This window comes from Vogesella sp. (assembly GCF_046297735.1).
In the GTDB taxonomy this organism is placed as follows: Bacteria; Pseudomonadota; Gammaproteobacteria; order Burkholderiales; family Chromobacteriaceae; genus Vogesella; species Vogesella urethralis.
Genome location: NZ_JBKBHK010000005.1, coordinates 174,087 through 186,591, shown reverse-complemented (window position 1 = coordinate 186,591; position 12,505 = coordinate 174,087). Strand labels below are relative to the sequence as shown.

The following is a 12,505-nucleotide window of genomic DNA, read 5'->3' as shown; positions in this document are numbered from 1 at the left end:
AGCGCCATGCCATGGCGCAGCATGGCCGGATCGGTCCCCATTCTGGCTGCCTGCTGCCTCGTCACTACTGCTGGCGGCAAGCAGAATAGGGATTGTCTACCCAGCTGCCCGGAGTATTGAAATGTCCCGTTCTGCCTTACTCGTCATCGATGTCCAGCAATCCTTCCTGCACCGCCCGTATTGGGACGAGCGAGAACTGCCGGCTTTCCGCCAGGCGCTGCTGGCGCTGATCGCTGGCGCCCGCGCCCGTGGCGTGTCGGTGGTGTACGTGCTGCACGAAGATGGCGACGGCCCGTTTGCCGCCGCCAGCGGCCACGTGCAGCCGATGGCCTGGCTGCCGCCGGCGCCGGACGTCACTTTTACCAAGCACGTCCACAACGCGTTTACCGATACCGGCCTGCAGGCGTGGCTGACGGCACGGGGTATCGACCGCCTGATCGTCAGCGGTATCCGCACCGAGCAGTGCTGCGAAACCACCACCCGCGTCGGCAGCGACCTGGGCTTTGGCGTCGATTACGTTACCGAGGCCACGCTGACCTTTGCCATGACCCACCCGCACAGCGGTCGCGTGTTCAGCGCCGACGACATCCGCCAGCGGACCGAGCTGGTGCTGGCCGGCCGTTTTGCCGACATCCATACCGTGGCCAGCGTGCTGGCGCGGCTGGACGCCGATGCGGCCAACCAGGCCACCCTCTGAAAGCACACACGCCATGCTGCAACTGCGCCCCAGCTGCGAACACTGCAACATGCCGCTACCGCCTCACAGCCCCGACGCCCGCATCTGTAGCTACGAGTGCACGTTCTGCGCCCGCTGTGTCGAGGCGGTGCTGCACAACGTCTGCCCCAATTGCGGCGGCGGTTTCGCCCCGCGCCCCATCCGCCCGGCGCGGCAATGGGTGGGCTGTACCGGTCTGGCGGTACACCCGGCCACCAGCACCGTCACCTACCGGCCGGTAGACCTGGCCGCCCACGCCGCGCTGCTGGCGGCGCAGGACGGCTTGCCACCCGAGTGGCGCTGACGGCAGCTGTATCCCGTCAATCGGAACGCACTGTTGCTGTCTGGCGCGTGCCGGCTGGCGTAAGCTCGATGTCATTGACCACCGGCCGCGTGCGGCCAACCTTGGGGAGCAGGCCATGAACTGGCAAGACCGGCTGATCGCGCTGGCGATCGTTGCGGTATGGGGTTTCAACTTTGTGGTGATCAAGTGGGGCGTGGCCGGCGTGCCGCCGTTCCTGCTGGGGGCGCTGCGCTTCAGCGCTGCCGCCGGCCTGGGCCTGCTGTTCGTGCGGCGGCCGGCCATCCCGTGGCGCTGGCTGGCGCTGTATGGCCTCAGCGTGGGGCTGGGGCAGTTTGCCTGTCTGTTTACCGCCATCAAGCTGGGCATGCCGGCCGGGCTGGCGTCCATCGTGCTGCAGTCGCAGGCGTTTTTTACCTTGCTGATCGGCATGCTGTGGCTGGGCGAGCGCTTTACGCCGTGGCAGCTGGCCGGCCTGCTGATCGGTAGCGCCGGGCTGTACCTGATCGGTGGCCTGGGCGCGGCCAGCCTGCCGCTGGCCGGCTTTGTGCTGACGCTGTGCGGCGCCGCCAGCTGGGCGCTGTCCAACGTGGTGGTGCGCCGCATCGTGGCCGCCGGCTACAAGCCGGACATGCTGGGCCTGGTGGTGTGGAGCAGCCTGGCGCCCATCGTGCCGTTCTTTGCGCTGTCCGGCCTGTTCGAAGCCGACCGTATCGTATGGGCGCAGGTGGCCACGCCGCAAAGCCTGTTTGCCATTGCCTACCTGGCGCTGGTGGCCACGCTGTTCGGCTACGGCCAGTGGAGCAAGCTGCTCAGCCGTCATGCGGCCAACGTGGTGGCGCCGTTCTCGCTGCTGGTGCCGTTTTTCGGCGTGCTGTCGGCGGCGCTGGTGCTGGGCGAGCGCCTCAGCTTCTGGCAGCTGGCCGGTGGCGCGCTGCTGCTGGGCGGGCTGGCGGTGAACGTGTTCGGCCCGCGCCTGCTGGCCCTGTGGCGCAAGCCGCAGCCGGCGTAAGGTTGGCCGCATGAGCGATAATTTGCCGCTATCACTGGCATACCCGCCACGACAACGCCGCCGCCCGCCAGCTGTACGACCGCGTGGCGCGGGAGACCGGCTTTGTCGTGTATCGTCATACCTTCTGACCACCGGACCCACACCATGAAACTGTACCGCTTGCTCACCGGCCCCGACGACAGCGCCTTCTGCCACCGTGTCACCGAGGCGCTGAACCGTGGCTGGCAGCTGCACGGCGCGCCCACGCTCACCTTCAACGGCGAGCGCGTCATCGCCGGCCAGGCCATCGTCAAGGAAGTGGACGGCGACTACCAGCCGGACATCAAGCTGGGCGAGCTGTAAGCGGCTATCCGCAGACAAGGTTGGCCGCATGAAAGACATCTACTTCCTGCTCACCCCGCGCTATCTGGCGCTGGATTTTGTCGGCCCGGCCGAGGCCTTCCGCATGGCGCTGGACGAGGGCGCGCCGTTTCGGCTGCACATTGCCGGCCCGGCCACCGAGTGCATTTGCTCGCTGGGGCTGGTGTCGCGCATTGCGCCGCTGCCGGATGCGGTGGCCGACGGCAGCCTGGTGATCGTGGTGGGGACGGTAGATGAGGACGCCGATTACGCCACGCCCCAGGCGCTGCAACTGGTGGCCTGGTTGCGCCAGCACATCCGGCCGCAGGTGGCGCTGGCCACGGTGTGCTCCGGCGCCTTGCTGGCCGGCATGGCCGGGCTGCTGGATGGCCGCGCCTGTACCACGCACCACAGCATTGTGGCCAAGCTGGCCGCCACTGCGCCGCGCGCGCGGGTACTGGACAACCGTGTGTTTGTGGAAGATGGCCACATCGCCACCTCGGCCGGCATTACGACCGGCATGGACTTGGCGCTGGCGCTGATCGAGCGCCATGCCGGTTCCGACGTGGCGGCACGGGTGGCGCGGCGCATGGTCCTGTACAGCCGCCGCGCCGGCGACGACGCCCAGCTGTCGCCGTGGCTGGCCTACCGTAACCACCTGCACCCGGCGGTGCACCGCGTGCAGGACGCCATCGCGCGCGACCCGGCGCAGCCGTGGCCGTTGGCCGCGCTGGCCGAACGCGTGCACCTTAGCCCGCGCCACCTCACGCGGCTGTTCCGCCAGCAGACCGGCGTCAGCATTGTGGAATACCAGCAACGCCTGCGCGTGGCCTTGGTGCGCCAGCTGCTGCAGCAAGGCGTGGCGGTAGAGCGGGCGGCCGAAGGCGGCGGTTTTGCCTCGGCCCGCGCCATGCGGCGGGTGTGGGCCAAGTTCGAAACGCAGTTACCCGGCCAGGTTGGTGGTGGTTTGTAAGCGTTTTGTTGCCAAGCGCAACAATCCGGCTACCTATTGCCCTCCGCAACCCGGCATGCTGACGGCGGGAATGCAGCAATCCGGGAGAGCGAAATGAGTTACAGCGGCATGGCAGTGGGCGGTAGCCAGATGTTGAAAGGGGTGGTCGGCCTGGGCAAGGGCGTGTACCACGCGGGTGAAGCGGTGGTGGACGCAGTCTCTGCCGATTTCGGCGAGGCGGCGCTCGACCTGGGCGAAGCCGGGGTCGAGCTGGCCGGCGGCGCCTTCAACCTGGCCGCCGGCGCGGCGGAAACCGCCGTCGAGGCAGCCGAAGTGGTGTACGAGACGGTGTCAGCCACCGGCGAGAGCGTGGTCAACGGCCTGAAGGTGGCCGGTAACATCATCGACATCTTCGCCTGAGTACCAGCAGGGCAAAAGCACAAGGCCGGTCAGCCAATGCAGCCATTCCCACTTCATTGCAATAAGTCCGTACAATCCGCCGATTGATTTTGCGGTATCTGCCATGACCATCAAGCTACCTGCCGGCGACGGCAAACCCGGCCTGCATTTTCGCAGCCTGCACCGTGACCGTTACGACTTTGCCGCGCTGATTGCGGCCAACCCCGAGCTGGCCGAGTACGTGCGCCACAACGAGCACGGCATCGAGACCGTGGATTTCCACAACCCGGCGGCGGTAAAAGCGCTGAACCGTGCGCTGCTGATGCACCACTACGGCGTGGTGTACTGGGACATTCCGCCCGGCTACCTGTGCCCGCCGGTACCCGGCCGCGCCGACTACCTGCACCATGCGGCCGACCTGCTGGCCAAGAGCAACCAGGGCACCATCCCCAAGCGCGCCACCGTGCTGGACGTGGGGGTGGGCGCCAACTGCATCTACCCGATCATCGGCCGCCACGTGTACGGCTGGCGCTTTGTCGGCAGCGACATCGACGCCGACGCGCTGCGCATGGCGCGCCTGATCGTGGACGCCAACCCGCAGCTCAAGAGCGGGCTGAAGCTGCGCCAGCAGACCACGCCAGCCAGCATCTTCGACGGCATCATCAAGCGCGACGACCGCTTCGACCTCACCATCTGCAACCCGCCGTTCCACGGCTCGGCCAGCGAGGCCGACGCCGCCGCGCGCCGCAAGGTGGCCAACCTCACCGGCCAGCGCATGGGCAATGTGGAGCTGAACTTCGGTGGCCGCCACCACGAACTGTGGTGTGATGGCGGCGAAGAAGTGTTCCTGGCCACCATGGCGCGCGAGAGCGTCAGCTACGGCCACCAGGTGGCGTGGTTCAGCTCGCTGGTGTCCAAGGCGGCCAACGTGCGCGGCCTGCAGCGCGAGCTGGAAATGTGCGACGCCCGCCGCGTGGTGACGCTGGACATGGCGCAAGGCAACAAGATCAGCCGCGTGGTGGCGTGGACGTATCTGGACAAGGAAGAAATGGCGATCTGGCGCGAGGCGCGCTGGGGGCAGTAAGCACTGTCGGAAAGCTTGATCTGATGCAGGGTAGGCGGGGGCAACACTGTTTATCATTTGATAGTATTTATTAATGATAAGTGCGTATTTCTGCTGGTTTTGACTTGATAAAGCCGCTATGCTTGGCGAGTTTGAGGCCGTCAGAAATCGCCCCACCGGACAAACCCCACCATGAAAACCCCTTGCAAGCTGCTGACCAGCCTGTTGCTGGCCCTGCCGCTGGCGGCTGGTGCCGCCCGTCTCGATACCATCCAGACCAGCCGCGAGCTGCGGGTGTGCATCTGGCCGGACTACTACGGCATTTCCTACCGTAACCCCAAAACCCGCCAGCTCAGTGGTGTGGATATCGACATGGCGCAGGCGCTGGGCAAGTCGCTTGGGGTGGCGGTGAAGTTTGTGGACAGCTCGTTTGCCACCCTGATCGACGACGTAGAGCAAGACCGTTGCGACATCGCCATGTTCGCCATCGGCATCAACCCGCAGCGCAGCGAGAAGCTACGCTTTACCCGCCCGCACCTCATTAGCGACATCTACGCCATTACCACCAAGAGCAACCGCCGCGTGCAAAGCTGGGCCGATATCGACCAGCCCGGCATGGTGGTAGCGGTGGCCAAAGGCACCTTGCACGAGCCGGTGATGCGCGCCCGCCTCAAGCACGCCACCTTGCTGGTCACCGACACGCCGCAAGGCCGCGAGCAGGAGGTGCAGGCCGGCCGTGCCGACGTGTTCATGACCGACTACCCGTTCAGCCGCCGCATGCTGGAAACCACCGACTGGGCACGGCTGGTGGCACCGACCAAAACCTATCACCTCACCCATTACGCCTACGCCATGAAGAAGGGCGACGATGCCTGGTTCCAGCGCGTCTCGCGTTTTCTGGAGCAAGCACGCCAGGACGGTACGCTGGCCGCAGCCATTCAGCGTCACAAGTTGGGCCCGATTGCCGAGCGATAAGCCAGCACAGCCATGTCCAGCCTGCAGAGCCTGACGCCCCTGAGCCACCGCGCCACCTTCTTGCTGATTGTGCTGGTGGTGCTCACCAGCGTGTCGGTTGCCACCGCTTCGGTACTGTGGCGGCTGCGCAGCGAGGCGATAACACGCCAGTTTGCGCTGGCTACGCTAACGGCACGGGCGCTGGAAGACCACCTGACGCAAAGCCTGAATGTGGTGGAGCGCACCCTGCTGCTGGCAGGCAGCAGTGGCGCAGATAACGCCCGCCTGCAAAGCTTCCTGCAGCAGGCGCCGTATCTGCGCAGCCTGGCGCTGCTGGACGAGCACGGCTATATCCGCGTTAGCAGCAGTGCGGCCAACCTGGGCGTGCCGGTGTCGATGCAGGCCTATATGCCGCAAAGCACCGCCCCGCTAGAGGTGTTACGTACCGGCCCGTTGACGGTTGGCCGTGACTTTGCCGACGCCAGTCTGCCGCCGTCGCGCGCCCTGCACGGTCTTAGCTTCATTCCGCTGGCGCTGGACGTCGCGCAGCCGAACCAAGGCTGGCGTACCGTGCTGGCCGCGCTCAACACCGATTATTTTCTCAACTTTTACGGTAACCACATCAGCCCGCAGCAAGGCAGTGTGGCGCTGCTGCGCTATGACGGCAGCCTGTTGCTCAGTACCGATCCCGATGCGTTGCCGGGTCTGCCGCTACGTCCCAGCCGGCTATTGTCGCGGCTGGCGCAAACCGACGCCGACAGCTATCGCGAAGCTGCCGGCGCTGGCGGCCCGGCCCGGCTGACGGCCTATCGTGCCTCCCGCGCTTACCCGTTTGTGGTGAGCGTGCAGCTGGACGAGGCCGTGGCGCTGGCCGACTGGCGGCGCGAGGCATGGCGCACCGCCCTGGTCGTCGGCATTACCCTGGCCATGTTGCTGGGTCTGGCCACTTTGTACTACCTGCGTTTTGAACGTCTGGCCCGCGCCCGCGCCCGTGACGAAGAAGACCTGCGCATTGCGGCGGCTGCCTTTGAATCGCAAGAGGGTATCTTTGTCACCGACACCCGCAGTGTCATCCTGCGGGTCAACCGTGCCTTCACCGACATTACCGGCTACCGGCCGTCCGAGGCGGTGGGCAAGACGCCGCGCCTGTTGCGCTCCGGCCGCCACGACGCCGACTTCTACCGCCAGTTGTGGCATCACCTCCTTAGCCACGGCAGCTGGAGCGGCGAGGTGTGGAACCGCCGCAAGAACGGCGAGGTATACCCCGAATGGCTGACCATCACCGCGGTAGAAGACCAGGACGGCCAGGTCAGCCACTATGTGGCCATGCTCACCGACATCACCCAGCGCAAGGCGCAGGAGCAGGAAATCCGCGATCTGGCCTACTACGACCCGCTGACGCGGCTACCCAACCGCCGTTTGTTGCTGGAGCGCCTGCAACAAGCCCTGCGTCACGGCCAGCCGGGGCTGGAGGGCGGGTTGATGTTCATCGACCTCGACAACTTCAAGACCCTCAACGACACCCTGGGACACGATATGGGCGACATCCTGTTGCAGCAGGTTGGCCGCAGGTTGCTGCAGGAAGTCGGGGAAGACGATACCGTGGCGCGGCTGGGCGGCGACGAGTTCGTCATCCTGTTGCCGGCGTTGGGTAGCGGCCTGACCGAAGCGGCGTCGCGGGCGCAGCGGTTGGGCGAAAACTTGCGCCTGGCGATGAACCAGCCGTATGACCTGGCGGGCCACGAGTACCATTGCACGCCCAGCATCGGCATTTCGCTGTTTGCCGATGGCCCGCGCCATAGTGAAGACCTGATGAAACGTGCCGATCTGGCGCTGTACAGTGCCAAGGCGGCCGGCCGTAATGCCGTGTGTTTTTTCGATGCCGCCATGCAACACAGCGTCACTGCCCGCGCCCGGCTGGAAAAGGCGCTGCGCCAGGCGCTGCAGCGCGACGAGCTGCAGCTGTACTACCAGCCGCAGGTGGGGGCGGATGGCCGCGTGCTGGGGGCCGAGGCACTGCTACGCTGGCAAAGTGCCGAGCTGGGCGAGCTGCAGCCGACCGTCTTTTTACCGCTGGCAGAAGAAAGCGGCATGATCCTGCCCATCGGCCAGTGGGTACTGGAGCAAGCCTGCCGCCAGTTGGTGCGCTGGGCCGCGCAGCCACAAACTGCCGGTCTGGTGCTGTCGGTCAATGTCAGTGTGTGCCAGTTGCGGCAGGCAGATTTTGTCGCCCGCGTCGAGGACATGCTGACGCACACTGGTGCGCCACCGGCGCAGTTGTTGCTGGAGCTGACCGAAAGCGTACTGATGGACGACATGGTGCACAGCATCGACAAGATGCGTGCACTGCGGCGGCTGGGGGTGCGCTTTGCGCTGGATGATTTCGGCACCGGCTACTCTTCGTTGAGCTATCTGCGCCAGTTGCCGCTGGACCAGCTGAAACTGGATCATTCTTTTGTGCAGGGTGCGCTGGACGAAGGCAATGATGCAGCCATCGTTGATATGGTGCTGGCACTGGCGCGCAGCCTGCAGCTGGAGGTGCTGGCAGAAGGCGTAGAAACCGCGCCGCAGCACGCCTGCCTGCTACAGCGCGGTTGTACCCGCTTCCAGGGTTATCTGTTTGGTGCCCCGATGACGGCGGACAGCTTCGAGCGGCTGTTGGACATCCGTCAGTTGCTACCACCGCCGGCTAAGCACTCGGCGCCGCGCTAGGGCTTGCTGTCGCTGGCTGCGGCAGCGGCGGCACGCAATTTGTCTTTCTTGCTCATCCGTTTGCCTTTGATACCGCCGTTGTCGTCGGCGGCGGCCAACCTTGGCGCCGGCGTATCGGTGGCGGGGTAGCCGGCCAGCTGTTCGCGTGCCAGCTTCAGCCCCAGCCGTTTTTCGATCAGGCGGAAGTGGGCACGGCTGTCGGCGTCGATCAGGCTGATGGCAGTGCCGGCCAGCCCGGCGCGGCCGGTGCGGCCGATGCGGTGGGTGTAGTCCTGCGGCGAGCGCGGCAGCTCGGCGTTGATCACCAGCGGCAGCGCGGTGATATCGATGCCGCGGGCGGCCAGGTCGGTGGCTACCAGCACCTGCAAGGTGCCATCTTTCAGGTTGGCCAGTACCCGTTCGCGCCGGCCTTGGGCCAGTTCGCCGTGCAGCGCGGCGGCGCGAATGCCTTCGCGCTGCAGCCATTGCGCCAGCTCGGCGGCGTCGTGCTTGCTGTTGACGAACACCAGTACCTGCGGCCAGTCGCCGCTGTGCAGCAGGGTCAGCAGCACGGCGCGGCGGTCGGCGGCGTTGATGTCGATGGCGCGCTGGGTAATGGCCGGTGCCGCCTCATCGGCAATGGCAATCCGCTGCGGGTTGCGCAGCAGGCTGGCGGCCAGCTTTTGTACGTTGGCCGCAAAGGTGGCCGAAAACAGCAGTGTCTGCCGCTGTGCCGGCAGCAAGGTCAGGATGCGGCCCAGCTCGTCGGCAAAGCCCAGCGCCAGCAGGCGGTCGGCTTCGTCCAGCACCAGCGTGCCGATCTCGCCCAGCGGCACGGCGTTATTGGCGATCAGGTCCAGCAGGCGGCCCGGCGTGGCAACGATGAAGTCGGCACCGCCGCGCAGCGCCAGCAACTGCGGGTTGATCGATACCCCGCCATAAGCCACCACGATCTTCGGCCGTTTCAGGTGCGCCGACAGCTGCCATAGCGTATCGCCCACCTGCTGTGCCAGTTCGCGCGTTGGCAGCAGGATCAGCGTGCTGCGGCGGGCGCCGGGCTGCAGGTGCCGTTGCAGCAGCGGCAGGCAGTAGGCGGCGGTCTTGCCGGCGCCGGTGCGGGCGGTGGCCAGTACGTCGTGGCCGGCCAGCAGCGGCGGAATGGCGGCTTGCTGGATGGGGGTGGCGGTATCGAAGCCGGCGTCGGCCAGCGCGCGTTGCAGCGCGGGGTCAAGCGCCAGGTGGGTAAAGGACATGAAGGCGGGCCTGCGGGGTAAAGCGCGCAGTCTACGGGGTTTGTGCTGTGGTAACCAGCCTACGCTGTGGTGGCGCCAGGGTTGACGGCAGCGCAGACGGTGTTGATCATTCAAGCGCTTGTTCGATAAACGCTGCCTGCTGCCATCTGCCATGAAAAACCGCGAAGAAGACCTGTTCTTGCCCGTTACCGTGCACGACACGCTGTATGTAAAGCGCATCCGCCACCCGGAACGCGACGGCGAGCCGGTGCTGATGGTGCACGGCGTGATGGCCAATGGCCGCATTTTTTATTCCGATAGCGGCAAGGGGCTGGCGCACTGGCTGGCGCGCCACGGCTACGACGTGTACGTGGCCGACTTGCGCGGTCGCGGCCGCAGCACGCCGCGCATCGGCCGCGATAGCCGCCACGGCCAGACCGAAATCATCCGCGAGGACCTGCCGGCGCTGCACGCGCTGGCGCGGCAGCTCAGCGGTGGCCAGCGCGTGCACTGGATGGCGCACTCCTGGGGTGGGGTGCATATGAACAGCGCCTTGCTGTACCGCCCCGAGCTAATAGCCGAGGTGGCCAGCCTGGTGTACTTCGGCAGCAAACGCAGCGTGCGGGCGCGCAATCTGAACAAGCTGCTGGAAGTGGACCTGATGTGGAACGGTGTGGCACGGCTGCTGTGCCGCAGCGTGGGCTACCTGCCGGCGCGGCGCATTGGCCTGGGTGCCGACGACGAAACCGATAAAAGCCACCGCCAGAGCAAGGCCTGGGCCAAGGTGCGGCCGTGGGTGGACAGCGACGACGGCTTCGATTACGCCGCCGCTGCCCGCCGCCACACGCTGCCGCCGGCGCTGTACCTGGCGGCGCAGAACGACCCGTGCCGCGGCAACCCGCTGGACGTGAAGCATTTTCGCAACGAGAGCGGCGCCCACCTGTCGCGCGTGCACCTGCTGGCACGGCGCACCGGCTATCGTCATGATTACAACCATGTCAGCCTGCTGACGCACCCGGACGCGGTGCACGACCATTTTCCGCAGGTACTGGCCTGGTTGCAGGGCGCTTACGACAAGGTGGTAGAAAACTACTAGGGCTTGTCACCGCCCGAACCCGGCAAAGCCGGGCCACGCCATATCGGCCCTGGCATCGGCAGTTTCCCGATTGGCAAACAAAAAAGGCGCGCATGCTGGTACCGGCAGACACTTAAGATTTTGGTATAGTGGTATTTTGCCTGCGGCCAACCTTCATGTTTGATCTCTATTTTCCCCATGGCATGGTGCGCTATCTGGCGGGTGGTGCACTCATTGGCAGCGGTGTCGCGCTGCTGTATATCACCACCGGTCGTCAGGGCGGTGCCAGCAGTGTATTCAGCACTATCTGGAGCTATGTCAGCCAGGCGCCGTTCTTTCAGCAGCCTGCGCAGCGTGACAGCCGCCACTGGCGCTTGTTGTACGCGCTGGGCATGCTGGCTGGCGGGGCACTGCTGACACTGGCCGGCTGGGGCTTGCCGGCAACCGCCATGGCGCCCTGGCAACTATTGCTGGGCGGCTTGCTGGCCGGTTTCGGTGCCCGGCTGGGTGGTGGTTGTACTTCGGGCCACGGCATTTGCGGCATGGCATCGTTGTCGGCCGGTTCGCTGGTGATGGTATTGACCTTTCTGGCTAGCGCCATCGTCACGGCGCAGCTGATGCAGGCGGGGGGCTGATGATGAACAAGCAGGTTCTCGATGCAGTGTGCACCTTGGCCGCGGGTGGGCTGTTTGCCGCCGGCCTGATGGTGTCGGGCATGGCACGGCCGGAAACCGTGCTGGATTTCCTGACTTTTCGTGATCTTGGCCTGTTGCTGGTACTGGGTGCAGCCGTGGGCATTAACCTGCTGGTGTTCCAGTTATGGCCACGCTGGCGAGCGCAGCCGTGGCTGGGTGGCAGCTATCAGCAACGGCCGTTTGCGTTGACGCGCCGCACGCTGGCCGGTGGTGTGCTGTTCGGTATCGGCTGGGGGCTGTGCGGCGTGTGCCCGGCACCGGCACTGGCCGGGCTGGGCGGCGGCGACGGGGCGCTGGGGCTGGCTTTGCTGGGCATGCTGGCCGGTGGCGGCCTGCATGGCTGGTGGGCAAGCCGGGCAACTTGATCTGGCGCATTGGCGCCGGCGGGCCGGCGTGGTACAAAGCCCGCCTTGATGTGTTTGCCGGAACTTGCCATGAGTGCACTGCAATTCGACCTTGATGCCGTTCTAGATACCCTGGCCGACAAGGGCTGGGTGGTGATTCCCCACGCGCTGCCGGCCGAGCTGGTGCAGCAGCTGCGCGATACCTGCCTGCAGGTATGGGACGCCGGCCGCTTTCACGAGGCCGCCACCGGCCGTGCCGGCGGCCAAGCGCGCCGCGCCGAGATCCGCAGCGACTCGGTACTGTGGCTGGATCAGGTAGCAGCCGAGCCTGCGGTGCTGGCCTATAACGCGGCGATGGACGACATCATGCACGCGGTGAACCGCGGTCTGTATCTGGGCCTGGCCGAGCTGGAGTCGCACTTTGCCGTCTACCCAGCCGGCGCGTTCTACAAAAAGCACCTCGATCGCTTCCGCGATGACGACGCGCGCACGCTGACCACGGTGTTCTACCTGAATGAAGGTTGGCCGCAGGACGCGGGCGGCGAGATTCGCCTGTATCTGGACCTGGACTGCCAGAGCCACATCGACGTGACGCCGGAGGCTGGCACGCTGGTATTGTTTTTGTCGGACCGCTTCTGGCACGAGGTGCTGCCGGCACGGCAGCAGCGCTTGTCGGTAACAGGCTGGTACCGCCGCCGCAGCGAGCGACTGTTGTAGTTTTTACGACACAAGG

The 12,505-nt window shown here is 65.9% G+C and carries 14 protein-coding genes; 13 read left to right on the top strand and 1 reads right to left on the bottom strand.

From position 1 onward, the window contains the following. The first annotated feature begins 121 nt into the window (after positions 1–121). The 9 genes from ACK4FZ_RS08350 (at position 122) to ACK4FZ_RS08310 (ending at position 8,447) form a co-directional block, all read left to right on the top strand. Entirely contained in the window at positions 122–697 is a 576-nt protein-coding gene (locus ACK4FZ_RS08350; RefSeq protein WP_409819769.1) for an isochorismatase family protein, read from the top strand. A gap of 13 nt (positions 698–710) precedes the next feature. Continuing rightward, positions 711–1,019, top strand: coding sequence for a DUF1272 domain-containing protein (locus ACK4FZ_RS08345; protein WP_409819766.1), 309 nt, complete (start codon positions 711–713; stop codon positions 1,017–1,019). A gap of 115 nt (positions 1,020–1,134) precedes the next feature. After that, entirely contained in the window at positions 1,135–2,028 is an 894-nt protein-coding gene (locus ACK4FZ_RS08340; RefSeq protein WP_409819763.1) for an EamA family transporter, read from the top strand. Between the two features lie 144 nt (positions 2,029–2,172). Then, positions 2,173–2,370 carry a DUF1737 domain-containing protein gene (locus tag ACK4FZ_RS08335; RefSeq protein ID WP_017507177.1) on the top strand — a complete coding sequence of 66 codons (198 nt, stop codon included), beginning with the start codon at positions 2,173–2,175 and terminating at the stop codon, positions 2,368–2,370. A gap of 28 nt (positions 2,371–2,398) precedes the next feature. Beyond that, on the top strand, positions 2,399–3,340 hold the full coding sequence (locus ACK4FZ_RS08330; RefSeq protein WP_409819760.1) for a GlxA family transcriptional regulator: 942 nt from the start codon (positions 2,399–2,401) through the stop codon (positions 3,338–3,340). A gap of 93 nt (positions 3,341–3,433) precedes the next feature. Then, positions 3,434–3,739: a hypothetical protein gene (locus ACK4FZ_RS08325; protein WP_409819757.1), complete on the top strand. Its 306-nt coding sequence runs from the start codon at positions 3,434–3,436 to the stop codon at positions 3,737–3,739. A 103-nt stretch (positions 3,740–3,842) separates the two neighbouring features. Next, positions 3,843–4,802 (top strand): 23S rRNA (adenine(1618)-N(6))-methyltransferase RlmF, encoded by a 960-nt coding sequence (gene rlmF / locus ACK4FZ_RS08320; protein ID WP_409819755.1) that lies wholly within the window; start codon positions 3,843–3,845, stop codon positions 4,800–4,802. Positions 4,803–4,973: 171 nt separating this feature from the next. After that, positions 4,974–5,756 carry a substrate-binding periplasmic protein gene (locus ACK4FZ_RS08315; RefSeq protein ID WP_409819753.1) on the top strand — a complete coding sequence of 261 codons (783 nt, stop codon included), beginning with the start codon at positions 4,974–4,976 and terminating at the stop codon, positions 5,754–5,756. Positions 5,757–5,768: 12 nt separating this feature from the next. Beyond that, entirely contained in the window at positions 5,769–8,447 is a 2,679-nt protein-coding gene (locus ACK4FZ_RS08310) for a putative bifunctional diguanylate cyclase/phosphodiesterase (RefSeq protein WP_409819751.1), read from the top strand. Here the strand turns inward: ACK4FZ_RS08310 and ACK4FZ_RS08305 are convergent. After that, positions 8,444–9,679: a DEAD/DEAH box helicase gene (locus ACK4FZ_RS08305; protein ID WP_409819749.1), complete on the bottom strand. Its 1,236-nt coding sequence runs from the start codon at positions 9,677–9,679 to the stop codon at positions 8,444–8,446. The genes ACK4FZ_RS08310 and ACK4FZ_RS08305 overlap by 4 nt on opposite strands. A gap of 151 nt (positions 9,680–9,830) precedes the next feature. Here ACK4FZ_RS08305 and ACK4FZ_RS08300 point away from each other — a divergent pair, with 151 nt between their 5' ends. From ACK4FZ_RS08300 to ACK4FZ_RS08285, 4 genes are all read left to right on the top strand, one after another. Further along, positions 9,831–10,754, top strand: coding sequence for an alpha/beta fold hydrolase (locus ACK4FZ_RS08300; RefSeq protein WP_409819747.1), 924 nt, complete (start codon positions 9,831–9,833; stop codon positions 10,752–10,754). A gap of 155 nt (positions 10,755–10,909) precedes the next feature. Continuing rightward, positions 10,910–11,368 carry a YeeE/YedE family protein gene (locus tag ACK4FZ_RS08295; RefSeq protein WP_409819745.1) on the top strand — a complete coding sequence of 153 codons (459 nt, stop codon included), beginning with the start codon at positions 10,910–10,912 and terminating at the stop codon, positions 11,366–11,368. Continuing rightward, positions 11,368–11,793: a DUF6691 family protein gene (locus ACK4FZ_RS08290; RefSeq protein ID WP_409819742.1), complete on the top strand. Its 426-nt coding sequence runs from the start codon at positions 11,368–11,370 to the stop codon at positions 11,791–11,793. The genes ACK4FZ_RS08295 and ACK4FZ_RS08290 overlap by 1 nt, the downstream gene beginning before the upstream one ends. Positions 11,794–11,862: 69 nt before the next feature. Then, positions 11,863–12,489, top strand: coding sequence for a 2OG-Fe(II) oxygenase (locus ACK4FZ_RS08285; RefSeq protein WP_409819740.1), 627 nt, complete (start codon positions 11,863–11,865; stop codon positions 12,487–12,489). Positions 12,490–12,505: the final 16 nt, after the last annotated feature.

Excerpts from the sequence above, each read along its gene's own strand:
- ACK4FZ_RS08350 (WP_409819769.1), top strand. The coding sequence starts at position 122 with ATGTCCCGTTCTGCCTTACTCGTCATCGATGTCCAGCAATCCTTCCTG.
- ACK4FZ_RS08345 (WP_409819766.1), top strand. The coding sequence starts at position 711 with ATGCTGCAACTGCGCCCCAGCTGCGAACACTGCAACATGCCGCTACCG.
- ACK4FZ_RS08340 (WP_409819763.1), top strand. The coding sequence starts at position 1,135 with ATGAACTGGCAAGACCGGCTGATCGCGCTGGCGATCGTTGCGGTATGG.
- ACK4FZ_RS08335 (WP_017507177.1), top strand. The coding sequence starts at position 2,173 with ATGAAACTGTACCGCTTGCTCACCGGCCCCGACGACAGCGCCTTCTGC.
- ACK4FZ_RS08330 (WP_409819760.1), top strand. The coding sequence starts at position 2,399 with ATGAAAGACATCTACTTCCTGCTCACCCCGCGCTATCTGGCGCTGGAT.
- ACK4FZ_RS08325 (WP_409819757.1), top strand. The coding sequence starts at position 3,434 with ATGAGTTACAGCGGCATGGCAGTGGGCGGTAGCCAGATGTTGAAAGGG.
- rlmF (WP_409819755.1), top strand. The coding sequence starts at position 3,843 with ATGACCATCAAGCTACCTGCCGGCGACGGCAAACCCGGCCTGCATTTT.
- ACK4FZ_RS08315 (WP_409819753.1), top strand. The coding sequence starts at position 4,974 with ATGAAAACCCCTTGCAAGCTGCTGACCAGCCTGTTGCTGGCCCTGCCG.
- ACK4FZ_RS08310 (WP_409819751.1), top strand. The coding sequence starts at position 5,769 with ATGTCCAGCCTGCAGAGCCTGACGCCCCTGAGCCACCGCGCCACCTTC.
- ACK4FZ_RS08305 (WP_409819749.1), bottom strand. The coding sequence starts at position 9,679 with ATGTCCTTTACCCACCTGGCGCTTGACCCCGCGCTGCAACGCGCGCTG.
- ACK4FZ_RS08300 (WP_409819747.1), top strand. The coding sequence starts at position 9,831 with ATGAAAAACCGCGAAGAAGACCTGTTCTTGCCCGTTACCGTGCACGAC.
- ACK4FZ_RS08295 (WP_409819745.1), top strand. The coding sequence starts at position 10,910 with ATGTTTGATCTCTATTTTCCCCATGGCATGGTGCGCTATCTGGCGGGT.
- ACK4FZ_RS08290 (WP_409819742.1), top strand. The coding sequence starts at position 11,368 with ATGATGAACAAGCAGGTTCTCGATGCAGTGTGCACCTTGGCCGCGGGT.
- ACK4FZ_RS08285 (WP_409819740.1), top strand. The coding sequence starts at position 11,863 with ATGAGTGCACTGCAATTCGACCTTGATGCCGTTCTAGATACCCTGGCC.